Raw genomic sequence first — 25,681 nt, 5'->3', positions numbered from 1 at the left:
CGTCACGGCACCGGGTCGATGCCGCCGGGGTGGAAGGGCTGGCAGCGCATGAGCCGCCACGCGGTGAGCCAGGAGCCCTTGAAACCGCCGTGCTTCTCCAGCGCTTCCATGGCGTAGGTGGAGCATGACGGGTGGAACCGGCAGACCTTCGGCAGGAGGGGGCCGAGGAACTTCCGGTAGAAGCGGATGGGCAGGGAGATGACGAAGGCGAGCGGGCTCATCTGGGAGGCTCCTTCGGCTTCGTCTCTGCGGCCGGCGCGAGCCGCTGCAGCTTACGGGTGACACCGTCGAAGGCACGCGACAGCTCCGGGAAGGACGCGTCCTTTCCGGACGAGCGCACCACCAGCACCACGTCCAGGCCCGAGGGCCATTGCGTGCGGCGCTTGCGGTACAGCTCGCGCAGCACGCGCCTCAAGCGCGCCCGTACCACCGCGTTGCCCACCTTGCTCGACACGGTGAGGCCAACACGGGAGTACGTCCGGCCATTGCGCTTGATGAGGGCCAGGAGGCAGTCGGAAGGAACCTTCTGCCCGCCTTCCTGAACCTCCAGGAATTCGCGCCGCTGAAGCAGGCGCAGGGCCTTGGGGAAGCGCTGGTCTGCCGGGCCAGACTGGCCCGGCGTCGCACCCTCGGCCCTCACACTCGGACTCGCTTACTTCTTCGCGGCGGAAACGACGAGCCGCTTACGGCCCTTGGCGCGGCGGCGCTTGAGGACGTCACGGCCGCCCTTGGTGGCGTTCCGCTTGCGGAACCCGTGGGCGCGATTGCGGCGGACCTTCGACGGCTGGTACGTGCGCTTGGACACGGCTCTAACTCCTTGATGACGGCGGCGCCTCCTACCGCTCCGGCGCGACCTGAACTGGGGAAAGGGGCGGGTCCGTAACCCTCTTTCCAGGGTAAGTCAACGTTGGATCACCTCGACCTTTCCCAGAATCCGTTCCGGCCGGACAGGAGGCTCGGGGGATGTGGGTGGATGAAGGCATTGGTGGCCCTGCTGGCTTGAACGGCCCCCTCCGCGTGAGTTGGGCGCCGCCAAAGCAACGAAGTGTTCAGTCCGTTTAATCGCTTGCGTTGCAAGTGTCTGTTTACTGGGCGCTTTTTCCCCGCGCGGGGTGTCCACCAGCCGGCGGACTGATGACCACCCGGCGGACTGATGACCACCCGGCATTGACCCTCCCAGCCTCGTCCCCAGCTTGGCAGCTAGGCCGCGCACCGTGTGCGCCGGAGATCCACGCCTGGCGTGGGAAGCACGAGGGGCAACCAGCGAGGCGACGAGAAGCGAATCGAGGGTGAGGGGAGTCGGTCCGAATAGGGCCGGCAGGAAAAGAGAATGGGGGTGCCGGCTGCGCCAACAGCCTGCACCCCCGAGACAACTGGAACGAGGCCGTGGGGCCGCGCTCATCCTGGGTGGACGAGCGCAGGGTAGGCACCACCGACCGGCCCGTCCAGTGCCGGGAGGGGTGTGCCTCGGGAGAAGTCCATTGCCGAGCGCTTCGAGGCGTACGTGGAAGCGGTGGGTGCGCGGCTGCACAAGCCCAACCTCCGCTTTCTGCGGGACGCCCTCTTCGGCCTCCTGGAAAACAGGAGCACGCTCCTCTCGGAAATCGGCCGCGCGCTGAATGAGCCGCGCCGCCTCATCCACACCGAGAAGCGCCTCTCTCGGGGCCTCGCCTCCCGGCGCTACAACGACGACGCAGTGGAGGCCGAGTACCTGAAGCTGGTGGCACCGACCCTCCGGGACGAGCGCTTCCCGAGGCCCACCATCGCCGTGGACGTGACGGACATCACCAAGCCGAAGGCGCGGAAGATGCCCTACCTGGCCGGAGTGCGCGACGGCAGCACCGGGCAGCTCGGGCTTGGCTACAACCTCATCTGCCTGGAGGCCGTCGGAGCTCGAGGCCGTCGCCTTCCCTTGATGACCCGGCTCTTCTCGAGCACGTCCCCTGAGTACACGAGCAACAACGCCTCCATCATGGCCGCGATACGGGCCACGATTCCGTACGTCCCCAAGGACGCCTTCTGGGCCTTCGACTCGGGCTTCGACGGACGGACCTTCTTCGAGCGCTTCAACGAGTTGGGCCTGCGGTACGCGATTCGACTCACCCTTCAGGGCAAGCGGAAGCTCTTCACGCCGGTGGGCGCGATGACGCCCAGCGCGTTGGTGGAGAAGTGCCCTCCGACGCACCGACACCGCACGCGGAAACAAGGCCGCTCGTCTTCGACCGAGCTGAAAATTGGCTGGGTGTCGGACGTCTACACCCAGTACTACCGGCCCGACGGCAACACCGTCCTCAACAAGTCGGAGACGACGCGCTACTCGGTGGTGTTCGCCAGCGGCCACGGACTGCTCGGCAAGGAGCCGCTGGCCATTCTCACCAACGAGGACGTGCGCACCGCAGAGGACGCGGGGCGCATCGTCGACATCTACCTCGAGCGGTGGGGCGTCGAGGAAGCCAACCGCTTCGCGAAGCAGGGCTTCGATTTAGAGAACCTCCGGGCCCTGACGTGGACGGGGGTGAAGCGGATGGCGCAGCTCGTCTACCTAGCTTACGGCTTCCTCGCGCAGTTGGTGCACGGGCCGCGGGAGCAGACGGAGCGCATCGCCGCCACCTTCAAGGCATTCGGCCCGGTGCCCACGTACCTCTACTACCGGCTCCTCGAGGGCATCGGCCGACTTCTCCGCCGCACCATGGACGGCGGCCCCTGAGGGCTACCGTCCCCCGCGCCGGAAGCCGAGGCGCAGGTCACGCTCGCGTCCAGACTCGGAGGTCGTTCGGAACTCGCGTACCTCCCTGGGGAGAGGGGGCAACGTGGGAGGGGGCGCCTCGCGACAGGCGTCGCACACCGGGCGGGTAGCGCGCGTCAGACTCTCCACCGTCACGTACCCACCGCACCGACCACACGTCATCGCCATGGAGACCTCCCTGCGGCGCTTCATGCGCACGGAGATCAGCGTAGATCTGCGGAAATGACATGGAAGGAAGTTGATCCGTCACTCCCCGCATGCGAGCGTGCCTGCCTGGATGCTCGCAGTACACATGCACGCACTTTCAGTGTAGTCGACCAACACTGAAGGGAAAGTGCGAAGCCCCCGGACGCTGTCACGTCACGAGGGCCCCATGGCGAACCCTGTTAAGGAGGGTCCGGATGCAGCAACAGACTGGCGCACTTGTACGTTCACCACGGACCAACGTCAACTATTCAGATGACATCTGCCTGCGGATGTCCTGGTGCGACCGCAGCATCGCGGCGCCGCTCACGCCCCAAGCCGAGTCAGCTAAGCGTCCGAATCAACGGATGATTTCTGGGCATTGTCCCTCGCATTGCGAGCGTCTGCGGGCATGCAGGATGCGCGTTGTTGCTCGCGTTGCAAACGTCGACAACCCGTCGCCAAGCCGCGCTCTCCAGGTAGCCGCAGACGTCTGCGGCCCCCCTGTCAGCTCGAGAAACTGGAGGTGGGCCATGTAGACGGCACAACCACCCCAGAAAAGCGAAAGGTCCAGCCGGCGCCCGCGAAGCGTCGGCTGAACCAATCGCGAACTACATCACTCGACTCTCCAGCGCTGCGAGAGACGCACTGAACAGGCCCTAGGATTAAGCCTCACCTGGGGTGCCGTCAATGACCCGGCGCGGAGAGTGTCACCAAGGGAGGGCCTAAAATGCCCTGCTCCGCTACACCTGCGCCCAAACGGGCGCGGCATCACCGTCGCCGTAGTTCGTCGCAGCAGCAGTTTTCGTTCGCGATGGAGCCAAGCTCCCCGCCGCGTTCCATGAGGGCGCGGCGGGTACAGCTGCCGTCCGCAGAGGAGATGTACCGCGCAGGGCCTCCACGTGAGGTCTTGCCGCCCGTGACGGAGGGGATGGTCCTGGAGCGCCGTGATGGGCACTTCAACCCCATCACGGGGCGGTACATCCGCTACAGGCTGCCAGTGCACCGGGAGTACACGTGCACGGGTGACCTCGACGCGGACATGGCGCTGACGGACGGGTAATACGGCGCGGGCCGCCCTGGGGCTCCAGGGCGGCCCGCGCACTGCTTCACTTCTTGTCGCGACGCCTGGCCCGCATCGGCTCGGGGTTTCGCTGCTTGGGCTGCAGGTTCAACTTCAACTGCTGCGGCTGGACAGGCTTCCGCTGCCGGCGTCTCTTGTCCCAGTAGCTGCGGCGGCCGCGGATGGGGAAGTACGACAAGCCGTAGTCCTCGGCATGCAGTACGCGCCCGTTCCGGAGGCGAATCGACTTCGCCCAGCCGACGATGGGTCTTGGGTCTCTGCGTCTACGGTCACTGCGCTTTTTCAACGTGCCTCTCCTTCGCACGTCACGCGCGTTGACCAGGTAGAACTAGCCGTTTACGATGATTCAGTGAGCAAGCTGGCTCCTTCCGGTCACACGGTGAGGTGCTGGTTGTAGGTCCGGTTGCCGCCGGACCTGGTGAAGGCCGGGCAAATGCCCGGCCTTTTCTTTTTGGGCCTACTGCACAAGTAGCCCAGAAATCCCCGAACAGAACGCCTACGTGGCTGGCGCCAAGCATGGCGACCTAGCAAGCGTTCTATTCCCCCGCACCATCCCCTGCGGGCTAGCCCTAGTCAACTCGGATTAGACTCACCAGGGCGGAAACCTAAGGGCATATGTACGCGGTTGGTCACGACCCTAGCGGTACGGTCTCGGGCTAGTTCAGGGTAGGGAACCTTGGTCCTACGAGTCAGGTCCAGCACCCCGCACTCCACCACGTCGCCTCAGCACCGCAAGTTAGAGGGGGCCTTCCCTCTGAAAATGACGCATTCGGGCAGGGTATCGGTGGACGCTTTCCAGCACCGCAACCGGCCATGTCAGAAGCGTCGGTTACACTTTCCAGGCCCGGCATTTCTCGCGCGGCTCCCCTCCAACTGTGGCTGACGCTTCAGGTCCAATTTTGGAGCGACCTGCAGGGCCCTTTCGGCTGTTCGGGCGGAGGCACCGGCGCGGGCTGCCAGCCCAGCTCTCAGCGACTGCTCCAGGCTTCTGCGTCCGGCTCCCTAGGTAGTCCACGCCGCGCACGCTTGTTTGTACGCAAGACCACCTGGAGAGTCCTACACGTGCCTACCGACTGCATCGGTACTTCAGGGGAGGACGGGGGGTTCCGCCTGTCCTATCGGGCACTTATGCATAAGCACCACCGATGACCAGCCGGCTGCTCCATAGGGAACCTCCACCTCAAACCTGCGTGCTTACGCATGAGGGGGTGGGGTTTGTTACGTTCCAGCCCCAGGCATCATGAACCTCGACACCCCTACGAAGAGCGCGGTCGGCCAACTGACGCTGCTTGCCCTCCGGGGTATTGGCCCCGCCACGGCTCAGCGGCTCGCCCGGGCGTGTCCAACACTGAGGCACATCCGCGAGGCAGCTCCCACGACGCTCGCAGCGCATGTACCTGCCCAGTCGCGTGCCTCCCTGCTCGAGTCGAGCGCATGGGAGGGGGCCCACTCAAGAGCGCGGGCAGCACTCGAGAAGGCGTCCGCTGTCGACGTCCGCGTGCTCTCGTTTGCTGACCCGGAGTACCCGCTCTTCCTGAAGGCCATCCCGGACAGGCCGTCCGTCCTCTACGTGAAGGGGACCCTTCCTCCGGACCACCGCACCATCGCGTGCATCGGCACTCGCGAGCCCTCCACGTTCGGCACGGAGGTGACGAAGCGCATTACCGGGTTCCTGGCCTCGCGTGGCTGGAGCATCGTCAGCGGGTTGGCCCTGGGCGTGGACGCCCTGGCGCACCAAGCCGCCCTTGATGCTTCGGGCCACACGGTCGCCATCCTCGCGAACGGGCTGGACGCGGTTTACCCGAAGAAGAACGCGCAGCTCGCCGAGCAAATCCTTGCCCGCGGTGGGGCGTGGGTGAGTGAGCAGCCCTTCGGAGCACCCGCTGTTCCGCGCAACCTGGTCCAGCGTGACAGGCTGCAGAGCGGCATGTCCGTCGGCATCATCGTCATGCAGACGGACATCGAGGGTGGATCCATGCACACCGTCCGCTTCTGCCTCACGCAGGGACGACAGCTCTGGGCCCCGCTACCGCCTCCTGGCGTCCATGCAGCGGAGCCGAAGAGCCAGGGGATTCTGGCGCTCTGCCAGAAGCCAGGGCGCGAGCTGGCCCGCATCTTCTCGCACGAGTCCGAGTACGCGGACCTCCTTGAGCGCAGCTTCGCCACGCGGCCTCCAGCGCGGGCCATTGAGGGCCGGCAGGACTACGAGGTTCTCCTCTCGCAGCTTGAGGAAGCAGGCCAAGCTCTGAAGGGGCGGTTGTTGCAGTCAGAAGCCTAGCTCGCTTTGATGCGCTCCCTGTGGGGGGGGAACATCGTGGCGAAGCCTGCATTTCTTTTCGACCTGGACATGACGCTGCTGGACACGTCCGCGTTGCAGGACGCGCGGAAGCAGCAGAAGTGGCAGTTTGTCGCGGCCAACCTCCATCTGGCGAAGCCGTATTCGTTCCCCAATGGACCTACCGTCCACGAGGTGCCTGGCCAGCTGAAGGCCATGGGACACCCTGTGGGCATCGTCACCTCGTCACCGCGCCCGTACGCGAAGGCCCTACTCAAGCGCTTCCAGGTGCCGTACGACGCCCTGGTGGCGGGCACAGAGGTCCCGGCAAAGCCCAATCCGGACCCCATCCAGAAGGCTCTGAAGGACCTGAAGGTGAAGCCTGCCAACGCTTACTACGTAGGGGATGCCTACGAGGACTTCGAGGCCAGTTACCGCGCGGGCGTCCGCTCTATCGGAGCTGGCTGGAACCCCGAGATGGCCGACCTCTGGAAGACGGCCCCGGACATCTGGCTGCACTACCCACGTCCCTTGTTGGACCCTAGTACGCTCCACACGCGCGGCTACTTAGCCGAGGTAATTGCAGCCGGACATAGCGCCACCATCCATCCGGGCAGCGTCTTGCAGTGTGGAGCACCGGACCGGGTTGCCCTTGGGCGCTACTTTTCGTCGAAGGACCCGCGGCACGCGGAGGATCGCCTCACCCAGCTCATCCTGACGCTGAAGGAAGATGACGCCCCGGCCAAGCTTTTCGGCCGCGCCCTGGCCAGCTACCTCAAGTTCGGGACGAATACGCAGTTCAGCCATGTGACGTGCGTACCGCCCAAGCCGGGTAAGCCGCGCATCCGGTTTGCGGCCACGCTGCAGCAGATGAATACCTACGGCAAAGCCCACTACTCGCGCACCGAGAACATAGTTCCGGATGGATTGAGGACCACGAAGAACGTGGAGGGCTACAAGCAGGCGAACTACGACTTGAGGGAGGCCCTCATCAACGATGCCTTCGCATCGAAGATACCCTCGTGGGCTAACGGCAACGTCCTCTTGTTGGATGACGTCCTGACTTCTGGCGCGACCAGTGGCGAGTGCGCTCGCGTGCTGAAAGCTAGCCGCGCGGGCAACGTCCACATCGTATGCCTGGGCGCCGACCAGAACCCTTTCGTGACGCACCCCTGCCCAGAGTGCCTCATGGGCTCGCTCAAGCGCCGCACGAGTGTCTATGGAGTCTTCTGGTCCTGCTCACGTTATAAGAAGGACGGAAGCGGCTGCCGCTACAAGCAGAACTTCGCACCCCAGTAGGGGGACCGCACGAAGCTCAGGGCCACCGCTCCACGGCGCTTACCGGCAGTTCCCGCGGCAGCACGGCGGCATCCCCACTGGAGCCTGGCTGCGTCCGGACACGGCCGTCCGGATTTCCGAGCACGATGCACACCGGGAAGGTACGCCCGTCCGGCAGCTTCGCCTCGGAGTACCGGGCCATCGCGGCCGGCCGACCGTACTCATCGACGAGCCCCGTCCAGAGCTGGCCGTACAGCAGGGTTCCGTCCGGTAGCGCTGGGTCCGCCCAGGAGTAGCCAGCAACGCGGCCCACCACCTTCCCGTTGCTGTACGTGCCGAGCTGACTCTGGTCTCCGGGCTGGTTGATGTCGACGACCGCCTTCAACCCCTTCGTGGTGTCTACGCCCAGGACGCGGAACATGGCCTCCCGAGCCTCGTCCGGGCACTCGGCAGGCTCTGGCCTCACCTGGGCCGCAGGGCAGGCCATGCCCGCGACAGCGCAGAGCGCGGCAGCCAGGAACGTGGCGGGCCCCGAGCGCAGGGCATCAGCAAGAGGGGCTTCGGGCGTGGCGGTGGGCACGTGCGGGCTTCCTTTCTCCGGTGTAGGCGCAAGTGTGCTCAGCCCCAGCCACAGGGCCAGAAAAAGCACGAGCACGGCGCGCAACGCCCACAGCCATCGGCGCCTCTGCGGGCGAACGGGGACAGGAGCGCCATCAGCCCTTTCGGGAGCTGGCGCGTGCAGATCCACCCCCGCCGGCTCCAAAGGAGCCTCCAACGCGACGGCCGCTGGCGCTTCCTCACCAAAAGGGCGCGGGGGTGGATCCGCGTCGTCACTTTGTCCGCTCACTCCAGCTGACGCGGACTGGTCGTCAGGAGGCGGCAACGCCAGGGACACCTGCCACTCGGGCTGCTTCCGCTCCTTGGCCGCCTCCCAGAGGGCCTGTAGCAGCGCGTCGACGCTGGGGTAACGCGCCTCGGGCCGCTTCTCCAGCAACCGCATGGCGATGTCGCTCAACGCGCGGGGGGCCTTCGGATTGAGCATGTACGGCGCGGCCGGCACCCGCGTCACGATGGCCGCCATCAGTAGGTCGTACGGCAGCTTCGGGTGGAAGGCGTAGCCGTCCGTGAGTGCCTCGAAGAGCAGCATGCCCAGTGCGTAGAGGTCTCCGGGCACGCCAGGGTCGAAGCGAGCTCCCTGCCGCCACGTCTCCTGGCCCAGGAAGTCCACGCACTCGGGCGGCAACAGGTACGGCGACGTTGGCGGCACTCCTACCGTCACCGTCGCCATGCCCGGCATTCGCGCCACGCCGTAGTCCATGACGAGCGGCGTTTCGTCCGCCTTCCGGATGAGGACGTTGTCGGCCTTCAAGTCGCGGTGGCACATGCCGCGCCGGTGCAGAACCCCCACCTGGCGGACCACCTCGGTGAAGACGGTGAGCAGGCGCGCTGCGGAGGGTTGGGTGCGCCAGCGCCACTCGTGGAACGTCTCTCCCTCGACGTAGTCGGTGACGAAGTAGAGGAAGCCACTGAGGATGGGCCAGTGGTCCACGGCATGGATCTTCAACCCCGTGTCGTAGGCCATGTGGATGGCCACCTCGCGCGACATGCGCCCCTCCACGTCCTCTTCTTCAAGGGCGTGAGGATTGGCGGGCCGCAGGGCCACCTTCATCGTGTACGTCCGTCCGGGCTGCTCCTCTCGCTCCACCTGGAAGGCACGCCCGAAGCCGCCGGCGCCCAGAGATGCCAGCACGCGCCAGGGGCCCACGCGGCTACCAGGAACGAGCTGGTCGGGATGAATAGGGGTTGTCGCCATGGCCAGAGTCCCCGTGTCGAGCGCGGTGCGCTCAGAAAACCACTCCGCTCAAGGGCAGCGGACGGCCGCCCTCCCTGTCCTTCAGCTCCAGGAGGAGTTCCTCGTCCCGCTCCCACCAGGGCGCCTCGGTGCGCACCAGCAAGAGGCCCTCCTCGCCCGGGGAGAGCTGGGGCCTATCCATGTGCACCGAGAGCACCTTCACGGGCGCTCCGCGAGCGGACGTCAGCTTCACCTCGCCCAGCGCCCATCGTCGAGTGCCAGGCAGGCTGCGCAGCCGAACCTCCACCAGCGCCCATTTGCCCGTGCGGTAGCCCACGCCGTACTCCACCTTGAGGCCGCTGGCGTTGTTTGCCGCCACCCGCGCGTCGAATCGTCTGGCGCGGATGTCCTGCGTGAGCCACCCGGAGAGCACCATGCCCTCGGGGCCGCCCTCGCCACTCCGGTCCTGCAGCGCTTCGTACTTCGCCTTCAACTCCCGCAGCTCCGCCTGGAGGGCCTCCGCTGAGCGTGCGCGGCGCACCACCTCCACGGACGCGTCCACCGCCTCATCCGCGGCAACGAGTTCGAAGGTTGCCTCCTGCGGGGCCGCACCATCCCCGAAGCGCACGGTGAGCAGCAGCCGCTCGCCTGGCGCTAGATCCACCCTGGGCTTGAACGAAACGAGCCGCTGGTCCTCGTCCACCCGCTCGAAGTGCGTCTCTCTCCCCTCAAGCTGCACGCCCTTGGCCGCCAGCGCAGAGTCGAAGGTGAGGGTGGTGAGAGCCCCTCGAGCTACTCGTATAGCGGCCTCATCCGCCTTGGCGGGGAGGGTGATGGTCCGCTGGCGCAACTTGCGCTCGCTGCCAGGCTGCGGCTGGGCGGCTGCGGCGCTCGCCAGGAGCACCGCTAGCAGCGGAAACCGGTACCGAGAGTCGAGCACGACGCTAGAGGCCCACGAACTCGCAGCGCTTCACCAGCACGTTCATCATCAGGCCCTCGACGCGCCCGCGGACAGTGACTCGCGCCCCCTTGGAAAGAGCCGCCGCCTTCTTCGCCTCTGAGTCCGCGAAGAAGCACTGCACCTGCGGAATCTCGAACTGCCGCCCAGTGCCGAGGGTGACGTAGATGGAACTGAGGAAATCCTTCTTCACGTCGTCGACGTAGCCCGTGGTCTGGATCCACGTGCCCTTGAAGCTGGAGTCGGCGCGCACCTCGTTGTCGCGGTACTCGTCCAGCAGGGTGCTGATCTCCACCCACCTCGCTGATGCCGAGGCGCTCGAGGTGGAACTCGCGGCGGGCGGACTCCCCCCGCTCTGGTTCACCATCGAGCCCACAGTACCGAGGGCGCAGGTGCCGAAGCAGCACATGCCGAGGCTCCCGAAGACGATGAGGAGAATCTTGTTCGTCGACAGGCCCGGCTTGGACACCGGAGTCCCGCATTGCGCGCACGCCGTCGCCTGCGGAGCCAGCTCGCTGCCGCACTTCCCGCACTTCGCCAGTGCCATTCGCCTTCTCCCTACGAAAGAACCGAGCGCCACTATTACGGCGCTAGGGACACGTCTCTAGCGACGTGGCAGGTACCTTGTAGGCGCTCCTACGGTCCGGCCGCAAGATGGGGCCCCGCGCCGAGAGAAAACGCCGGCCTGAGCGGGCTGAGCAGTACGAGTCGGACGCGTACCGCGAGTTGCAGCGGCGCCTGGCAGCCGCCGTGCGGCGCCTCCGCGAAGAGAAGGGCTGGACGCAGGAAGAGGCAGCCCACCAGTGCGGAATGACGACGCGCCTCTACCAGCGCGTGGAGGGAGAGGAGGTCAACCTCACCTTCACTTCGTTGGCCCGGCTATGCGACGGCTTTGGGGTGGACGTGACTCGTCTACTCAGGCCGCCCAAACGCCCTTAGCCCGCTGAATCCCGACTTTCGCTTCAGCTCCAAGAGTCCCGCCCCAGGTGCGGCGACTGAACTGCACCTTTCCGGCAGTACGCATCGTCATGTAGGCGCATGTGGACAAGGAATAGCTTTGGAATAATTTCTTTACCGTTTGTACGTTGAGGGTCTATGTTGCGGCCTGTAAGCGCACCGGAGAGACGATGCTCAAGACGCGTCCGCAAGCTGAAGCCGAGTTGGCTCCTCACGTGAAGACGATGTGTGCCATCGTGCAAGGTGCGCTGGAGGAGTATGTGCGCGATTATGCGCAGCTCCGCCATAAGCTCTCCGCGCGCTCCCAGTCCTCCATCATCAACGACCTGATGGTGTTTCTCAGCAAAGAGCGTTTCGCGGAGAATCCGGAAGTTAAGGTGGTGAAGAAGCGGGGGTCGTTCTTGGTCAATTTCGCGTCCGGCTACCTCATCAAGCTGAAGAAGCTCGATAAGAACCTCCGGGCCGCCAACATCCCCACGCAGGCGGTGTTCGACTTCAACAACCAGACGCAGGCGAAGGAGCCCTTTCAAGCGGAGTTGCCAGGGATGCCGCCTGCCCCGACCAACCTCCACGTCGGCTACCAGCTCCTTGGTATCGCGCTCACCAGTTCCAAGGTGTGGATCGTTTGCCCTGGGGCAGAGGAGGGCTGGTCGTGGGAAATCACGGCCGAGACCGACGGGGTCGTCGTCCCGCTGGACACCACCGCTCAGGAGAAGGAAAAGCCGACGCGCACGAAGCGCCGCTTCAAGCCGAAGGCAGAACCGGGACCCACTGACCAGGGCCAGAGCAATGACTCAGCTCCTAAGCGATAGCCATAGGGTCAATCCAGATATGGTGACCGTCGCCCGCGAGGCGCGAGGACTCACCCAGAGCGAGTTGGCGAAGAGGCTGGAGATCTCCCAAGGGCTCCTTTCCAAGGTCGAAGCCGGGCTCAGTCCCATCAACCCGGCGTTGTTGCAGGGACTCTCGCGGGAACTCGGCTACCCGATGGAGTTCTTCGTCCAAGCTGACCCGGTCTACGGACCGAGCACGAGTGAGTTCTTTCACCGCAAGAAGTCCAGCACGCCAGCCAAGCTGCTCTCGCAACTCCACGCTCAAATCAACATTCGCCGCATTCATGCCGACCGCCTTCTAAGGTCCGCGGACCCTGAGGAGTGCCGCATCCCGCGCTATGACCCCGACGACTTCAATGGGTCGGCGGCGGAGGTGGCGCGTGCGGTCCGGGCCGCATTTCAGCTTCCACGTGGGCCGGTGAAGAACGTCGTCGACGTCATCGAAGATGCGGGAGGCATCGTCTTCCGATGGCGATTCCCTACCCGACAGGTCGACGCGGTGAGCTGGTGGGTACCTGGGTTGCCGCCCATCTTCGTCGTCAACGCGGACATACCTGCGGACAGGGCCCGTTACACCCTGTGCCACGAGCTTGGGCACGTTGTGATGCACCAGACGCTGCGTCCTGGGATGGAGGACGAAGCAGATGTGTTCGCCGCCGAGTTCCTCATGCCGGCGCTCGATATCGCGCCGTACCTGCAAGGTCTCGACTCACTCCAGAAGCTCACCACCCTCAAGCCGTACTGGAAGGTCTCGCTGCAGGCCCTTTTGAAGAGGGCCGCTGACTTGAACTTCATTCCAGAGGGCAGGTCGCGTTACCTCTGGATCCAACTCACAAAAGCTGGGTACCGCATTCGGGAACCTCCGGAACTCGACTTCCCGCACGAGCAACCGACGGCCATTTCAGAACTCTTCGAACTGCATCGCGATGAGCTGAACTACAGCGTGGAGCAGTTGAGCAAGCTGCTCACCATGTACCCCGAGGATCTTCAGCAGGAGTACGGCGTGAAGCCCTCACCGGATGAGCGGGTACAACTGCGACGTGTGAAGTAGGGGAGGTGCGCGCGCGAGCGCAGCATCACTGCGGGCATTGCGGGTGCGACACCTTCCGGCCACCACCCCCAATGCTCCAGCGTGGGCGACCACGCCACCCGGCTGAAGTCTCGTCGGCACGCCGCCTGCTCTGCGTCATCCGCATGGACATGACTCAGCGGGTGGCGCTGTCGAAGCGCCTGGAGGCGGTGGAGGTGGAGCTGCAGGCAGCGGTGGCGGGGCTGGACGGCAGTCCCGCCAGCCGGACGCGCCTGGCGCGGGCCCGGGACGCGTACCGCGAAGCGGAGGCCCAGGCGCTTGAGGTCATCAACGCCCGGGCTGCGGCGCGCGAGGAGAGGGCTACCTATCCGCCGGCTGCGGCGTAGTGCACGCCGCCGGCGCGGCGGCCTCCACGGACGTCACCTGCGACCGCAGCGCGGCGGCATCACCAGGTGCCCGCAGGCCGTTCGAGAATCGAGAGCGTCCGTTTAGCCGGCGCTCTCGGCCGACTCGTCACCCGGCTCGGCGGTGTGGCTCGATGTGCCGCTCGCGGCAGGCGCGGCGGGCATCGCGTGCCTGCAATTGCGCGCGTTCGCCTTCTCCGCGAGGCGTCCAGCACGCCTCTTCGTCTGACTCGCATTGACGCCGCGAAAGTCCACGAACCCGTGCGAGTTATTCGGCGGAGGAGGCGTGTCCTTGGGCTGATGGAACGCCCCCAGCCCGAGATCGCTGCACTCCGTCGTCGTGACAGCCCACGCGCCCACGGTGTCATAGCCGCGCGCCTTGAATGCCGTACAGGCTGCTTCAGCCGTCGTCAGTCCCTGCAGGTCTACCGAAAGTTCGCCGTTGTCCTTCTTCATCGGCGTGAAGGCGAGGCTGCTGACCTCGCCGTCCTCGATGTGCCCTGCGCGCACTTGGCGATAGAGCTCCTGCTCCGTGGGCTCCAGCTTCGTCTCGCTCATTCGACCGTCACCTCGTCCGCAGCCGACAGGAATCCCTTGAGGAACTCAGCGAGATCCTTCTCGCCTTGCTCCGTGGTGAGGTCGAGCTCAAGCTCCTTGTCCTGGTCCTCATCCGACTCGACGTTCATCGCGAGCAACGAGCAGCTCTTCTCGCTGAGGTCGAACTCGGCTTCGATGCGCCAGGGCAGCTGCCGCCAAACCGCCTGCAGGTTGCCGTCCTCGGTGGCGTAGAGCTTCGGACGGGGGAGGCCATGGTCCACCATCAACGCGAACATCCGCGTTCGGAACCACTCGAGCTCGCCAGCAGGCACGGCTTTTCCCGCGCCCTCAAGCCATCCGGGAGGCAGAGAGGCCAGTTCGCGCAGTCTGTCCTCCACCTGCTTCACGGCCTCCTCCGAAGTGCGGGTCCATACCACCATAGACCCGATCTCCTCGAAACGCACGGGGACCTGGCCGGCACTGAACCTTACAGGCCCGGTAATGCGCACCCGGCACCACTTCTTCCCAGCGAGTGCCTTCAGTACGCGGTCCTCATGACGGGGCTCGAACTTGCCCTCCACCGTGCGGCGGTTGAGCGTCCGCACCTTGAATTGCGACTTGTCGCTGTCGAACCCAATGATTCGTCCATTGATGGTTGCCGTCTCGGTGTAGCTACCTCTGCTCCGCTCTTGAGTGATGCGCCGGCGCACCTTGTAGTCGAGCACGGGGCCTGGCGTCTCCTGCACTCCCCGCAGCTCGATGGACTCATCCGCCTCGAAGGTGTCACCGAAGGCCTCGAGGTCGGCGAGCATCTCCTGCGGAAATTCTCCCGGCAGTTCCTGCCCAAGAGCGAGCGCCTGGACCGTCCGCGCAATGAGGTCACGCGCGTGGTCGAACTCGGCGTAGTCAAAGTCCTCAGGGTTCGCGCCGGGAGGAACGTCGGGGATCTCCGGACGCGCCAAAACGGGAACGGCGCAATCGCCGTGCACACCCTTGAGCTTGAGGTCGAACGTCTTGTCGAAGCCGCGCGGCGCGCGCGAGCGGCCTTTGCGCGTGTTGAAGAGATGCTTGGCCAGGTTGCGCACCAGTTCGCGGTACGCAATCAGGCCTTCAGCGGCTTCCAGCGGGAGCGAGTGGTCCGCGAACCGTTGGCCGCGAAGCACGGGCTGCGCAAAGACCTTGGTCTCAGGGGGCATGAGGCTGGCGTTTTGCCACCGCCCAAACCCTCGCCGCAAGCTCCCGCCTAGAAATCTAAACCGAGTTCACGATTCTCGAACTGCTGAGTTCCTTTGCGATTTCAGGCGCTTCCCGCGCGCGGGAAGCGTACCAGTGAAGGCTGCGGGCTATTTCTTCTCGAGGGCCGCGAGCACCCGGTCCAGCTTCTCGTTGGTCTCCTTCAGTCGCAGCTCCACGGAGGCCAGGCGCTCGTCGAGCTTGCGCACTTTCTCCGCGCTGGGCAGCGGGTCGACGGAGCTGGCCAATATGCCGCCGTTGCCCTGCCTCACCAGCGTCTCCGTCTGCCCGCGGGCCGTAGCGACCAGGAGCATCACCGCCGCCTGCACGTCCTCCGGCTTGATGCCCAAGGCCGCTAGCTGCTGCGCCAACGCGCTCTGCGTTCCGTCCACCATGTCCGCGTGTCCTCCGTGAAGAGGGGCGAAGCAGGCCCCTGGTGGGGGTCCTTAGGTCCAGTCCCGGTGAACGGGCCATACCTCCGCAGAGGGAGTCTCCTGGCGGGCCTGGCACCCCGGTTTAGGGCCGATTTTGGCCCAACGTAAGGACCCCGCGCACACTCGCCACTACGCAGCTACCGCGCTGGCAAGTGCCTGACTTTCCTTGCGAAAGTCGCGTTTCCAAGCGCCCCGAAAAACTGGGTAAGGTGGATTGGATCACACTTACCCAGGTATTGGCCGGGCCGAAACCGGCCCCGGTGCCGGGTACGTGTAAGGGAACACGCACCGGGGTGAAAGCACCTTGTCACCGTCGCGGGACTCCCCAGCTGGAGACCGGGCAGGCGGGCAGGCAACGCTCCGGGCCTTTGCAGGTCACACTGCCAGTCCTAGCCGGATGATCCGCCCCCCAGCGCTTGGGGAGGGGCGTGGGGGCGCCTACCAGCGTGCCAGGTCGGCATGCCCGTTGCCGATCAGTGACGTCCGGAAAAGCCCGTGGAGATCCGCCGCGTTGGGCCGGTTCCTTGATCGATTTGGAAGCGTCTGTTAGCACGGCCGAACGCTCGCTGCCTTCCCGATTTTGCACGGTCGAGACATACTTGAACGCCCTCGCTCACGCCGCTTCCCCCCTTCCAAGTGCCGGAATTATCTGGGCTCGGATGCTTGAACAGATCCGCCGGGAGAAGTTCGACTATGCGCTGAGATGGCTGGAGCGGATGCGCCCGCTGGAGGTCCGTGACGGGGCTCTCGTCATGGGTGTTCCGGACCGCTTCTTCCGCGACTGGGTGGATGATCACTACCGCCCCATGCTGGACGCGCAGCTCGCGCTCCAGGGCGAGGGCCTCACCACCATCGCCTATGAGGTGGTCGAAGGTCTTGAGCCAGACCCCCACTTCCCACCCACACCGACAGTCAAGGCGAGCTCGGCCCGGCCGGCGCGGCTGAACTCGCGCTTCATCTTCGACACCTTCGTGGTGGCGGACAGCAACCAGCTCCCCGCCGCCGCCGCCAGCGCCGTGGCCGAGCGCCCGGGCCACGCCTACAACCCCCTCTACATCTACGGCGGCACCGGCCTGGGCAAGACGCACCTGCTCCAGGCGGTGGGCAACCACATCTGGGAGAAGGACCCGTCCCAGCGCATCGTCTTCCTCTCCAGCGAGCAGTTCACCAACGAGTACGTGGAGAGCGTCCGCGAGCACCGCATGTCGGAGTTCCGGCGGAAGTTCCGCGAGGAGTGCGACGTGCTCCTCATCGACGACATCCAGTTCCTCGGCAAGCGCGAGGAGACGCAGAAGGAGTTCTTCTACACCTTCAACACGCTGTACGAGATGAACAAGGCCATCGTCCTCACCAGCGACACGGTGCCCGCGGAGATTCCGGGCCTGGAGGAGCGGCTGCGCAGCCGCTTCACCATGGGACTGCTGACGGACATCCGCGAGCCCACCTACGAGACGCGGGTGGCCATCCTCCAGAAGAAGGCCGTGGCGGAGGGGTTGGACTTGCCGGACTCCGTCGCGCACTTCATCGCCAAGCACATCCAGAAGAACGTGCGCGAGCTGGAAGGCGCGCTGGTGAAGCTGTCGGCGGTGCACAGCCTGACGCGCCAGCAGGTAACGGAGGAGTTTGCCTCCGAGGTGCTGCGCGACATCCTCCCGGCACAGCGCTCGGTGGACATCGAGGCCATCCAGCGCGAGGTGGCCCGCTTCTACAAGGTGACGGTGGATGCGCTGAAGGAGGACCGCCGTCACAAGGCGCTGGCCCACGCTCGCCAGGTGGCCATGTACCTCAGCCGCAAGCTGACGAAGAGCTCCTTCCCGGAGATTGCCGCGCGCTTCAGCAAGGACCACTCCACCGTCATCTCCGCGGTGCGCAAGGTGGAGGGCCAACGTGCCACGGACACCACCGTGCAGCGTGAGCTGGCCGAGCTGGAGTTGAAACTCGGTAGCAACTGAACAGCAGTTCCTGAAGCGCCGGTCATGACGCGGTACGTCCGGCGCACCGGGTCAGCTCCCGGGGGGTGTGGCGGACCCTACTCCCTCCGTCACCCCGCTCCACGTCCCCCACGACCAGGAATGCCCCGCGCACACGTATTCCGTGTGACGTGTCCCCTCGCCTGAAGAGCCTGTTGCTGTGTCTCGCCATCCTGGCGGCGGCGGGCCTGTGGCGTGCGGGGCTCTGGGCGACGGGTGGACGCACCGCCAGTCCGGGGGCGAGGCCTCCCGGGGATTCACCGCCCGTCGAGGTCATCCGGCAGGGGGTGAAGGGCCCGCGGCGGGTGCTCACGCCGGGGCAGCGCCACCGGTACTCGTTCGACCTGGACACGCGGACCATCGAGAACACGGAGGCAGGCCCGCGTACGGCCCATACGGGATGGGGCGGCGAGCTGGCCCTCACGTACCTGGGAGCCGAGGGCGGCCAGCACCTGTTCCAGGGCCAGGTGGTGCTCCTGCGCGTGGAGGAGGAGACGGACGAGACGCCGGTGCTGGGCGACGAGGAGCGACGCGAGTTCCAGGCCATGTTCGAGCGGCCCGTCTACGTGGCTCAGGACGCGCGCGGACGGGTGCTGGCGGTGCACTTCGACGCGGTGCACGACGTGGCGGCGCGCCGCTTCGTGCGCTCGCTGCTGGCGTCCACGCAGTTCGTGGCCGAGCAGGGCCAGGACTGGAGCACCGAGGAGACCGACACCACCGGTGACTTCGAGTCGGAGTACCGGGCGGGCGGCAGCGCGAACGCGTACACGAAGACGAAGCGGCGCTACCTGCGCGTCTCCGCTCCAGCGCGGGTTCCTCCGCCTGCCGTGCCCCGGCTGCGTGGACACCTGGCCTTCACGCTCTTCGAGGACGGGCACGTGAAGGAGGCCGCGGGCTCGGACGTGGTGGACTTCATGCCCATCGCAGGCGGGCCCGTGAAGGAGGACGCGGGCTCGGGCGTGGTGAGGTTCCTGCGCATCAAGGAGGACGCGGGCTCGGACGCGGTGAAGTTCCTGCGCATCGAGGGGGACGCGGGCTCGAGCGCGGTGGAGAAAATCACGGTACCGGGGCACGTACGGGCGGAGACCCGGGTGGCACTGACGAGCGTGGGCGTGGACCATCAGTCCCTGTCGCTCAGGGACTTCCAGGCCGTCCGGGCCTCGCTGCGAGCGGAGCGGCTGTCAGAGCGAGCGCTGCCTGAGACTCCCGCACCATCCGAGGACCGGCGGCTCGTGGGGAACGCGAAGCCGGACGACCTGTTGAAGCAACTGGCGCGCGCGATGCGGCCGGAGGCGCGGGATGCGGTGCGCGCACGGCTGGCGGCGCTGTTCCGACTGGAGCCGGCGGAGGCGGACCGGGCGGCACGCAGGGTGCGGCAGGGTGAGGCGGGCGCGGCGCTGTCCGAGCAGGTGGTGCAGGCGCTGGGGAGCGCGGGGACTCGCGAGGCGCAGCGGGCACTGGCGTCGGTGCTGGAGGAAGCGCGGGTGCGGCCGGAGACGCTGGCGCACGCGGCGAAGGTGGCGGCCCGGGTGGAGCGGCCCACCGCCGAGCTGGCCGAGGCGCTCGACCGGGTGGTGGACGGGGCACGGGACGAGGACGTGCGGAACACGGCCGCGCTGGCGGTGGGCTCGGTGGTGAAGGGCCTGGAGCCGATGGAGCCGGGGCGCAGCCAGGCGCTGCTGGAGCAGATGCTGCGGCGCTGCCACGCGCGGACGATGGGGCCGGTGGTGTGCCTGAGGACGCTGGCCAACGCCGGGGCTCCGGGGGGACTGGCCTATGCGAGGTCCGCGCTCCTGCACCCGGCGCCGATGGTGCGGGGGACGGCCACGGAGGCGCTCCGGGCGATGCCGGGCGCGGAGGTGGACGTGCTGCTGGACCAGGTGCTGCTCGGAGACCCGAGCCCGCGAGTCCGGGCCCTGGCCGTGGCGGCCATCTCCCAGCGCGTGGCCGGTCCCCACCTGCGCGCGGTGGCCATGGCCCTGCGCGCGGAGTCGAGCGAGCAGGTGCGGCTGGAGGTGGTGCGCATGCTCGGAGGCTGGAAGGCGATGGACGAGGTGTCCGCCGCACTGCTGCGCGACGCAGCCGACAACGATGCGTCCGAGCGCGTACGGCGGCTGGCGGCGGCGCTGCTGGCGGGGTAGGGCCCGCCGGGGAACCTGCGAAGGGCCCGGCGCACCTCGAGGCCCGGGCCCTTGACGCAATACAGTTGTTTCAGACACACGGCAGCCCGTCAGTGCGCGGGCTGCGACGGTTCGGGGGTGACGGGCTCAGGCCTCCCGCATCCACAGCGAGCGCAGGTCGATGGGGAGCTGGCCCATGACGTCCTCGGCCTCACCCTCGGAGATGTGCTCACGCACGGTGGCGAAGACGGCGCGGCTGAGCCGCTCGGCCTCGTTGGGAGTGGTGTCCAGGTCCTCGGCCACCATCGCGAGGAACTGCTCCAGCTTGTACTTGCGGGGTATCGAGCCCTCGTGCCGGGAGCACCGCTGCAAGAGGTCGCGCATCTTGCGCGGGAGCTGGGCCTCCAGGTGCTTCGCCTCGGAGTCGATGAGGCGCTGTTCGAGCAGGCACAGCACGGACTGCGCCGCCTGCTCCGCGAGCTCGCGGCCACAGTTCGCCTTCTTCTCCAGGTCCTTCAGGAACAATGCTTGGGTCTGCGTGGTGCGGGACTCACTTCGCTGCGCACGCAGGTCCGGGGTGGGCGTCCTCCGCTCACCTTCCTGCTCCTGTCCCTCACGCTCATTCGCCATGACTTGCCCTCCTTCAGTTCACTGCCCCTCTCCGAGAGCGTGAGCACCGTGACGGCGGAGGGCACCGCGTCACCCCCGCGCGCCGGGACGACGACCTGGGGACCGAGCGGAAGTCCGCGCGTCTCAGGGCAGTGCCACGGGCTCCACGTCGGTGACGATGAGCGTGTTGGTGCGGGCATCCACGCTGACGCTGCCGCGAGGAGAGAGCTGGGCCTGCACGTGCGGCAGCAGGTCCGCGGCTCGCGCGTAGTTCACCGGGATGAAGTACGTGCGCAGCGGCGCCACGTCCTCGCGCGCCTGCTTCAGCCTCACGCGCAGTTCCGCCTCGTCCTTGAGCTTGCGCAGCGGCGCCACGCGCATGACGCTGCCCTGCAGCTCGCGGCCCAGGCCGTGCGAGGAGAGCACCGTCTCCAACGCCTGCTTCCACGGCACGTTGCGCAGCCGCAGCGTCACCGTGCCCTGGACCTCGTCGTCCACCACCAGGTTCAGGTGCCCCAGGTCCGCGAGCATGCGCAGCACGTCGTGGAGGTCCGCGCGGACGATGTCGACGGTGACGCGCCTGCCCTCCGCCTTCGGTGACGCGGCGAGGGCCGGCGCACCCAGCAGCGCCAGCGCGAGCACGGCGGCTCGGGCTCGGGACATGGAAGGAACCTCCAGCGTGACGGCCCGAGGATAGCGCCGACGGGCTCCGCGCTCACCCGCACCCCGCCCACGCTGTTGGCCAGCACCCACCGAGCAGCCGACCGACACCCGGGAAGGACGGGACGTCGAACCCCCGGGCCGGGGTCTCGTGGCGGTGCCGGGAACGCCTATCGCAGGGGGGCCTGTCTGGACTAGGAGGGCGGACGCTCCACCGCCCCCAGGTGCCCTCCATGTCCGCCAGCCCCGAGACTCCCGTCTACGTCGAGGCGCTCATCTTCCTCGGAGCGGCCGTCGTGGCCGTGCCGCTGTTCCGCAAGCTGCGCCTCGGCTCCATCCTCGGCTACCTCGCGGCGGGGCTCGTCATCGGTCCCTTCGGGCTCGGGTTGTTCTCCGACTCCACGTCGGTGATGCACGTCGCCGAGCTGGGCGTGGTGCTCTTCCTCTTCATCATCGGCCTGGAATTGAACCTGTCGCGGCTGTGGGCCATGCGCCGCGACATCTTCGTGCTCGGTACGGCGCAGGTGGTCGTCACCGGACTGCTCGCCATGGTGTACCCGCTCCTCGTGGTGGGACGTCCGTGGCAGGCGTCGCTCATCGCGGGGCTGGGGCTCGCGCTGTCGTCCACGGCGCTCGTCATGCAGATGCTCGGCGAGCGCGGCGAGGTGCAGCACCCCCACGGCCAGAAGGCCTTCGCCATCCTGCTCCTGCAGGACCTGGCCATCGTCCCGCTGCTCGCGCTGGTGGCGCTGCTGTCCCCGGTGGACTCGACCGGAGGAGACCCGCTGTGGCTGTCCGCGGCGAAGATGCTGGGCGCCGTGGCGGTGGTGGTGCTCACGGGCCGCTACCTGCTCAGCCCCTTCTTCCGCGTGCTCGCGAATGCCGGCGCACACGAGGTGATGACGGCCGCCGCGCTGCTGGTGGTCATCGCGGCGGCCACGTTGATGACGTACGTGGGGCTGTCCTCGGCGCTCGGCGCGTTCCTCGCCGGCGTGCTGCTCGCCGAGTCGAGCTACCGGCACGAGCTGGAGGCGGACCTGGAGCCCTTCCGGGGGTTGCTGCTCGGTCTGTTCTTCATCTCCGTGGGGATGACGGTGGATGTGCGCGTCATCGTGGACCACTGGCGTCTGCTGCTCGGCGCATTGGTGACCATCACGGTCATCAAGACGTCGGTGGTCTACGGACTGATGCGGCTGCTGCGCAACCCGCATGACGTGTCACTCCGTACCGCGCTGCTGTTGCCACAGGGTGGCGAGTTTGGATTCGTGCTGTTCTCCACCGCGGTGGCGGCCGGGGTGATGCAGCAGGAGCAGGCCACGCTGCTCGTCGTGCTGGTGACGATGACCATGGCGCTCACGCCGCTCATCGCCGCGGTGGCGCCGCGCTTCATCCGCACGCGCACGGCGCCCGAGCGCAAGGAGGACTTCGCCGGAGCGCGAGGCTCGGTGCTCATCGTCGGCTTCGGGCGGTTCGGCCAGATTGTCAGCCAGCTGCTGCTGGCCGAGGGCGTGGACGTCACCACCATCGACATCGACGTGGAGATGATTGAGGCCGCCGAGCGGTTCGGCTTCAAGGTCTACTACGGCGACGGCACGCGGCTGGACGTGCTGCGCGCGGCGGGCGCGGAGCGGGCGCGGCTCATCTGCGTGTGCGTGGAGCGCAAGGACGCCGCCACCCGCATCCTGGAGCTGTGCCGCACCACCTTCCCCCTCGCGGAGGTGTACGTGCGCGCGTACGACCGCGGGCACGCGCTGGAATTGATGGAGCACGGCGCGCACTTCCAGCTGCGCGAGACGTTCGAGAGCGCCATCGCCTTCGGACGGGCCGCGCTGGTGGGAATGGGGCTCCCGCCGGAGCGCGTGGCGGAAGTCGAGGAGGACATCCGCCAGCGGGACAGGGACCGCTTCGCCATCCAGCAGCAGGGCCGGGATGTCCAGGCGGGCAACGACAAGCTCTACACCCGTCCCGCACCGCGCCCCGAGCCGTTCATCCCTCCGCAACGCCAGGCGGTGTCCCTGAACCTGGCGCCGACGGGGGAGGGTGGGAAGGATGGGAAGAAGGAGTAGGGCTCACTTCGGCGGGGGAATGATGATGCCCCCGTCGACGACGACCTTGGCCTCCTGTCCGGACGAGCGGAGCTTCACGCCCACCGCGACGCGGTAGATGTCCCAGCCGCTGCCATCGGTGTTCTGCACGCCGGAGAGACTGGTCATCGAGCCGGAGTAGACCTGGAGGTTGCACTTGTTGGTGGCCGAGCTCCACACGCCCTGCTGGCTGCTGGAGCCGAGCGTGTCCCAGGTGTTGGAGGCGTTCTTCCGGTAGAACGACAGGTAGAGCCGGTAGGCCGCGCAGTCGATGGCGTTGTTGGGCAGTACCCCGCCGAGCTGCGACGAGCTGGGCAGGTCATGCGCGGAGCCGGTGGCTCCCAGCTCGTAGTTGTAGGGGCTGGCGCGGGTGTCACCGACGTAGAGGTCCACCACCCAGCGGCCGCAGCCCTCGTAGTAGTACGAGGCGTCTCCACTCTCACTGGAGTGGGGCAGCGCGGTGAACGGGATGTTGTACCCGGTACCGATGTACAGGGTCTCGTTCGCGGTCACGCTGGTGCACGGCGGGCGGATGGGGATGACGATGATGTCCTGGGCGTGGACGTCTCGCTCCTCCGGCTGCGCCTCGTCTCCAGGAGGCACGGCGGCGCCGCATCCAATCTGGGCGAGGACGGCGAGAGCGAGAGCAGAGAGTGGCAGCTTGTTCATGGCGTTCCCCCTTCGTAGGTGTCATTCACGGAACGCCCCCTCCGGAGAATCTTCCCGCCCCCATTTTCATCTTCTTTTTCGCCGCTCACTTCAGCGGCAGGAACACGTCGGTGACGGCCTCGTGCTCGGGCACGTCGGGGAAGAAGCTGACGCGCTGGAAGAACAGGGGGAAGTCGCGGAGCTCCTCACCGCTCTGGGGGAGCCACTCCGCGTAGAGGTAGCGGACGGTGGCGGCGAGCGTGTCATCCGAGCCGACGTGCCGCAGCACCGCGCACCGGCCGGCGGGGATGACCTTGCCCACGACGCCGAAGGGGTTCTCCTTCACCTCGCGGTCGGTGGCGGCGCAGATGTCGAGGCGGTAGTCCTCCGGCGCGACTTCCTCGGGATTGTCGTGGAGGATGTTGAAGGTGGCGCTGAGCCGGGGCGGCAATGCGTTCTGCTTGCGCCAGGTGATGAACGTGCGCACGGAGTCGCCTATGCGGCGTGGGTCGCCTCGGTGTTGGAGGGCGGCGACCTTCGTCTCCGGAAAGTGGATGAGTTGTACCTGTGCTGCCTGGGGAGAGGGCTTCATGTGGCGGCTCCTGAGCTCGCTCAACGGTTGGTACGTCGTGCGCCAGGGCTCCCAGTTCGGCTGCTTCCTGAACTCCGAGGGCGTCTGTCCCACGCGCTTCTTGAAGGCGCGTGCGAAGGCCTCGGGACCCTCGTAGCCGCTCGCGAGTGCGACCTCGATGATGGAGTGCTGGTCGCGGAAGGCGAGCTGGTACGAGGCACGCTTCAGGCGCTGCAGTTGGACGTACTCGTAGACGCCCATCCCGAAGAGTGAGGAGAACTGCCGGTGGAAGTGGAACTTCGAGAAGGCCGCCACGCGACTGAGCCCTTCCACGCTGAGGTCGCCGTCCAGGTGCGCGTCGATGTGCTCGAGCACCTTCCGGAACCTGGCGAGGTATGCGTCCGCGTCCGCTGCGTTCAACGAAGTGCCTCCCTTGACGCTCGAAAAGGTACCCACCTGGCCTCGTGGGTACCTGACCGATATTGCGGAAGTGGAGCGCTCAACCCGTGCCACTAGAAGCGAAGCTGCATCCGCACGCCGCCCTGGAGCCAGGAGTGGAACTCCTTCTCGTCGATGTCGTCCGACTCCTCGGTGTCCTCGAAGAAGCCACCGTCGCCGTCGACCTCGATGCTGCTCTTGACGGTGGCGTACTGCCCCGCCGTGAGCGTGACGAAGGGACCCACGGAGAACATCTTGTTCACCCGGTAGTCGAGACCGCCCTGGAAGGCGAACTCGAAGCCCCGGATGGAGGTCGTCACCTTGGCGGCCAGCGGACCCTCCTCCGCGGAGACGCCCAGGTCGAGCGTTTCGTAGCCCACGCCCGCGCCCACCCAGGGCCGGAGCGTCTCGCTCGGCTGGAAGTGATAGGACAGGTTGACGCCGAAGCGGAGCTGACGCGCGCTGCAGCTCGCGCCCTCCGGGCAGTCCTCCTTGAGAGAGCCCAGGCCGTACTGGAAGGACCCGCCCAGGTAGAGCTTCGAGTTGAAGTAGTACCCGGCGTCGACCTGCAAGGGGATGACACCGGACACGGAGTCACTCACGTCTCCACCGGAGGAGCCCTCCATCTTGCCGAACTTGCCGAAGGGCGCTCCGAACCCGGCGCGAAGCCCGAAGGAGAGCCCCCGGTCCTCCGCGGACTGCTCCTGCGCCTCGTAGTCGACGTCCTTCCTCCGGAATCCATCATTGCGCCAGCTGCTATCAGCCAGGGCAGCGGAGGAGGACAGCAGGAGCGACAGCGAGGCGAGCTTCCAGAGCATGCGAGTGTTCATCGCGGTG

The 25,681-nt window shown here is 66.8% G+C and carries 25 protein-coding genes; 11 read left to right on the top strand and 14 right to left on the bottom strand.

Annotated features, from left to right (window positions below):
* Positions 1-2: 2 nt before the first annotated feature.
* The 3 genes from yidD to rpmH are packed head-to-tail and all read right to left on the bottom strand — an operon-like array spanning position 3 to position 805.
* The gene (gene yidD, locus OV427_RS21055; protein WP_163993300.1) at positions 3-221 is read right to left on the bottom strand and encodes a membrane protein insertion efficiency factor YidD; all 219 of its coding nucleotides are present in this window, start codon (positions 219-221) and stop codon (positions 3-5) included.
* The gene (rnpA, locus tag OV427_RS21050) at positions 218-640 is read right to left on the bottom strand and encodes a ribonuclease P protein component (protein ID WP_163993302.1); all 423 of its coding nucleotides are present in this window, start codon (positions 638-640) and stop codon (positions 218-220) included. The genes yidD and rnpA overlap by 4 nt, the downstream gene beginning before the upstream one ends.
* A gap of 12 nt (positions 641-652) precedes the next feature.
* A complete protein-coding gene (gene rpmH, locus OV427_RS21045; RefSeq protein ID WP_163993305.1) occupies positions 653-805 on the bottom strand; it encodes a 50S ribosomal protein L34 in 153 nt (50 codons plus the stop codon).
* A gap of 657 nt (positions 806-1,462) precedes the next feature.
* Here rpmH and OV427_RS21040 point away from each other — a divergent pair.
* The 4 genes from OV427_RS21040 to OV427_RS21025 all read left to right on the top strand — a co-directional run bounded on the left by OV427_RS21040 (position 1,463) and on the right by OV427_RS21025 (position 7,587).
* The gene (locus OV427_RS21040) at positions 1,463-2,707 is read left to right on the top strand and encodes a transposase (RefSeq protein ID WP_267857929.1); all 1,245 of its coding nucleotides are present in this window, start codon (positions 1,463-1,465) and stop codon (positions 2,705-2,707) included.
* A gap of 1,141 nt (positions 2,708-3,848) precedes the next feature.
* Positions 3,849-3,992 (top strand): hypothetical protein, encoded by a 144-nt coding sequence (locus tag OV427_RS21035; protein WP_267857928.1) that lies wholly within the window; start codon positions 3,849-3,851, stop codon positions 3,990-3,992.
* 1,519 nt (positions 3,993-5,511) lie between these two features.
* Entirely contained in the window at positions 5,512-6,291 is a 780-nt protein-coding gene (locus OV427_RS21030; protein ID WP_267857927.1) for a DNA-processing protein DprA, read from the top strand.
* Positions 6,292-6,327: 36 nt separating this feature from the next.
* Positions 6,328-7,587, top strand: a complete 1,260-nt coding sequence (locus tag OV427_RS21025; RefSeq protein WP_267857926.1) for an HAD-IA family hydrolase — start codon at positions 6,328-6,330, stop codon at positions 7,585-7,587.
* Between the two features lie 16 nt (positions 7,588-7,603).
* Here OV427_RS21025 and OV427_RS21020 read toward each other — a convergent pair whose 3' ends face one another.
* The 3 genes from OV427_RS21020 to OV427_RS21010 are packed head-to-tail and all read right to left on the bottom strand — an operon-like array spanning position 7,604 to position 10,863.
* Positions 7,604-9,379, bottom strand: coding sequence for a serine/threonine protein kinase (locus tag OV427_RS21020; RefSeq protein ID WP_267857925.1), 1,776 nt, complete (start codon positions 9,377-9,379; stop codon positions 7,604-7,606).
* Positions 9,380-9,410: 31 nt separating this feature from the next.
* Complete coding sequence (locus OV427_RS21015) at positions 9,411-10,298, bottom strand: DUF2381 family protein (RefSeq protein WP_267857924.1); 888 nt, start codon at positions 10,296-10,298, stop codon at positions 9,411-9,413.
* A 4-nt stretch (positions 10,299-10,302) separates the two neighbouring features.
* Positions 10,303-10,863 (bottom strand): OB-fold protein, encoded by a 561-nt coding sequence (locus tag OV427_RS21010; RefSeq protein WP_267857923.1) that lies wholly within the window; start codon positions 10,861-10,863, stop codon positions 10,303-10,305.
* A 107-nt stretch (positions 10,864-10,970) separates the two neighbouring features.
* Between OV427_RS21010 and OV427_RS50805 the strand changes: the two genes are divergently transcribed.
* The 4 genes from OV427_RS50805 to OV427_RS20995 all read left to right on the top strand — a co-directional run bounded on the left by OV427_RS50805 (position 10,971) and on the right by OV427_RS20995 (position 13,522).
* Positions 10,971-11,255, top strand: coding sequence for a helix-turn-helix domain-containing protein (locus OV427_RS50805; protein WP_420718272.1), 285 nt, complete (start codon positions 10,971-10,973; stop codon positions 11,253-11,255).
* A gap of 188 nt (positions 11,256-11,443) precedes the next feature.
* The gene (locus OV427_RS21005) at positions 11,444-12,085 is read left to right on the top strand and encodes a hypothetical protein (RefSeq protein ID WP_267857922.1); all 642 of its coding nucleotides are present in this window, start codon (positions 11,444-11,446) and stop codon (positions 12,083-12,085) included.
* 19 nt (positions 12,086-12,104) lie between these two features.
* A complete protein-coding gene (locus tag OV427_RS21000) occupies positions 12,105-13,157 on the top strand; it encodes a helix-turn-helix domain-containing protein (RefSeq protein WP_267857921.1) in 1,053 nt (350 codons plus the stop codon).
* A gap of 143 nt (positions 13,158-13,300) precedes the next feature.
* The gene (locus OV427_RS20995) at positions 13,301-13,522 is read left to right on the top strand and encodes a hypothetical protein (protein ID WP_267857920.1); all 222 of its coding nucleotides are present in this window, start codon (positions 13,301-13,303) and stop codon (positions 13,520-13,522) included.
* A 102-nt stretch (positions 13,523-13,624) separates the two neighbouring features.
* Here OV427_RS20995 and OV427_RS20990 read toward each other — a convergent pair whose 3' ends face one another.
* The 3 genes from OV427_RS20990 to OV427_RS20980 form a co-directional block, all read right to left on the bottom strand.
* Positions 13,625-14,098 (bottom strand): hypothetical protein, encoded by a 474-nt coding sequence (locus tag OV427_RS20990; protein WP_267857919.1) that lies wholly within the window; start codon positions 14,096-14,098, stop codon positions 13,625-13,627.
* Complete coding sequence (locus tag OV427_RS20985; protein ID WP_267857918.1) at positions 14,095-15,273, bottom strand: hypothetical protein; 1,179 nt, start codon at positions 15,271-15,273, stop codon at positions 14,095-14,097. Before OV427_RS20985 ends, OV427_RS20990 begins: the two co-directional genes overlap by 4 nt.
* Before the next feature lie 147 nt (positions 15,274-15,420).
* Complete coding sequence (locus OV427_RS20980) at positions 15,421-15,705, bottom strand: hypothetical protein (RefSeq protein ID WP_267857917.1); 285 nt, start codon at positions 15,703-15,705, stop codon at positions 15,421-15,423.
* A gap of 638 nt (positions 15,706-16,343) precedes the next feature.
* Here OV427_RS20980 and dnaA point away from each other — a divergent pair.
* Positions 16,344-17,696 carry a chromosomal replication initiator protein DnaA gene (dnaA, locus tag OV427_RS20975; protein ID WP_267857916.1) on the top strand — a complete coding sequence of 451 codons (1,353 nt, stop codon included), beginning with the start codon at positions 16,344-16,346 and terminating at the stop codon, positions 17,694-17,696.
* Positions 17,697-17,845: 149 nt separating this feature from the next.
* Entirely contained in the window at positions 17,846-19,855 is a 2,010-nt protein-coding gene (locus tag OV427_RS20970; protein ID WP_267857915.1) for a HEAT repeat domain-containing protein, read from the top strand.
* A 126-nt stretch (positions 19,856-19,981) separates the two neighbouring features.
* On the opposite strand, the gene OV427_RS20965 is transcribed toward OV427_RS20970, so the two are convergent.
* Both OV427_RS20965 and OV427_RS20960 read right to left on the bottom strand, forming a co-directional pair.
* Positions 19,982-20,464, bottom strand: coding sequence for a DUF2267 domain-containing protein (locus OV427_RS20965; RefSeq protein WP_267857914.1), 483 nt, complete (start codon positions 20,462-20,464; stop codon positions 19,982-19,984).
* Between the two features lie 123 nt (positions 20,465-20,587).
* Positions 20,588-21,106 (bottom strand): secretin and TonB N-terminal domain-containing protein, encoded by a 519-nt coding sequence (locus tag OV427_RS20960; RefSeq protein WP_267857913.1) that lies wholly within the window; start codon positions 21,104-21,106, stop codon positions 20,588-20,590.
* A 230-nt stretch (positions 21,107-21,336) separates the two neighbouring features.
* On the opposite strand from OV427_RS20960, the gene OV427_RS20955 reads away from it, so the two are divergent.
* Positions 21,337-23,169 carry a monovalent cation:proton antiporter-2 (CPA2) family protein gene (locus OV427_RS20955; protein ID WP_267857912.1) on the top strand — a complete coding sequence of 611 codons (1,833 nt, stop codon included), beginning with the start codon at positions 21,337-21,339 and terminating at the stop codon, positions 23,167-23,169.
* 3 nt (positions 23,170-23,172) lie between these two features.
* On the opposite strand, the gene OV427_RS20950 is transcribed toward OV427_RS20955, so the two are convergent.
* The 3 genes from OV427_RS20950 to OV427_RS20940 all read right to left on the bottom strand — a co-directional run bounded on the left by OV427_RS20950 (position 23,173) and on the right by OV427_RS20940 (position 25,662).
* On the bottom strand, positions 23,173-23,856 hold the full coding sequence (locus tag OV427_RS20950) for a hypothetical protein (RefSeq protein ID WP_267857911.1): 684 nt from the start codon (positions 23,854-23,856) through the stop codon (positions 23,173-23,175).
* 85 nt (positions 23,857-23,941) lie between these two features.
* Positions 23,942-24,826: an AraC family transcriptional regulator gene (locus OV427_RS20945; protein ID WP_267857910.1), complete on the bottom strand. Its 885-nt coding sequence runs from the start codon at positions 24,824-24,826 to the stop codon at positions 23,942-23,944.
* Between the two features lie 92 nt (positions 24,827-24,918).
* Positions 24,919-25,662, bottom strand: a complete 744-nt coding sequence (locus OV427_RS20940) for an outer membrane beta-barrel protein (RefSeq protein WP_267857909.1) — start codon at positions 25,660-25,662, stop codon at positions 24,919-24,921.
* Positions 25,663-25,681 lie beyond the last annotated feature (19 nt).

It is taken from the genome of Pyxidicoccus sp. MSG2, from assembly GCF_026626705.1.
GTDB lineage: Bacteria > Myxococcota > Myxococcia > Myxococcales > Myxococcaceae > Myxococcus.
This window is presented reverse-complemented; position numbering and strand designations above follow the sequence as displayed.

Excerpts from the sequence above, each read along its gene's own strand:
- yidD (WP_163993300.1), bottom strand. The coding sequence starts at position 221 with ATGAGCCCGCTCGCCTTCGTCATCTCCCTGCCCATCCGCTTCTACCGG.
- OV427_RS21020 (WP_267857925.1), bottom strand. The coding sequence starts at position 9,379 with ATGGCGACAACCCCTATTCATCCCGACCAGCTCGTTCCTGGTAGCCGC.
- OV427_RS21010 (WP_267857923.1), bottom strand. The coding sequence starts at position 10,863 with ATGGCACTGGCGAAGTGCGGGAAGTGCGGCAGCGAGCTGGCTCCGCAG.
- OV427_RS50805 (WP_420718272.1), top strand. The coding sequence starts at position 10,971 with ATGGGGCCCCGCGCCGAGAGAAAACGCCGGCCTGAGCGGGCTGAGCAG.
- OV427_RS21005 (WP_267857922.1), top strand. The coding sequence starts at position 11,444 with ATGCTCAAGACGCGTCCGCAAGCTGAAGCCGAGTTGGCTCCTCACGTG.
- OV427_RS21000 (WP_267857921.1), top strand. The coding sequence starts at position 12,105 with ATGGTGACCGTCGCCCGCGAGGCGCGAGGACTCACCCAGAGCGAGTTG.
- OV427_RS20995 (WP_267857920.1), top strand. The coding sequence starts at position 13,301 with ATGGACATGACTCAGCGGGTGGCGCTGTCGAAGCGCCTGGAGGCGGTG.
- OV427_RS20990 (WP_267857919.1), bottom strand. The coding sequence starts at position 14,098 with ATGAGCGAGACGAAGCTGGAGCCCACGGAGCAGGAGCTCTATCGCCAA.
- OV427_RS20985 (WP_267857918.1), bottom strand. The coding sequence starts at position 15,273 with ATGCCCCCTGAGACCAAGGTCTTTGCGCAGCCCGTGCTTCGCGGCCAA.
- OV427_RS20980 (WP_267857917.1), bottom strand. The coding sequence starts at position 15,705 with ATGGTGGACGGAACGCAGAGCGCGTTGGCGCAGCAGCTAGCGGCCTTG.
- OV427_RS20965 (WP_267857914.1), bottom strand. The coding sequence starts at position 20,464 with ATGGCGAATGAGCGTGAGGGACAGGAGCAGGAAGGTGAGCGGAGGACG.
- OV427_RS20960 (WP_267857913.1), bottom strand. The coding sequence starts at position 21,106 with ATGTCCCGAGCCCGAGCCGCCGTGCTCGCGCTGGCGCTGCTGGGTGCG.
- OV427_RS20955 (WP_267857912.1), top strand. The coding sequence starts at position 21,337 with ATGTCCGCCAGCCCCGAGACTCCCGTCTACGTCGAGGCGCTCATCTTC.
- OV427_RS20950 (WP_267857911.1), bottom strand. The coding sequence starts at position 23,856 with ATGAACAAGCTGCCACTCTCTGCTCTCGCTCTCGCCGTCCTCGCCCAG.
- OV427_RS20940 (WP_267857909.1), bottom strand. The coding sequence starts at position 25,662 with ATGCTCTGGAAGCTCGCCTCGCTGTCGCTCCTGCTGTCCTCCTCCGCT.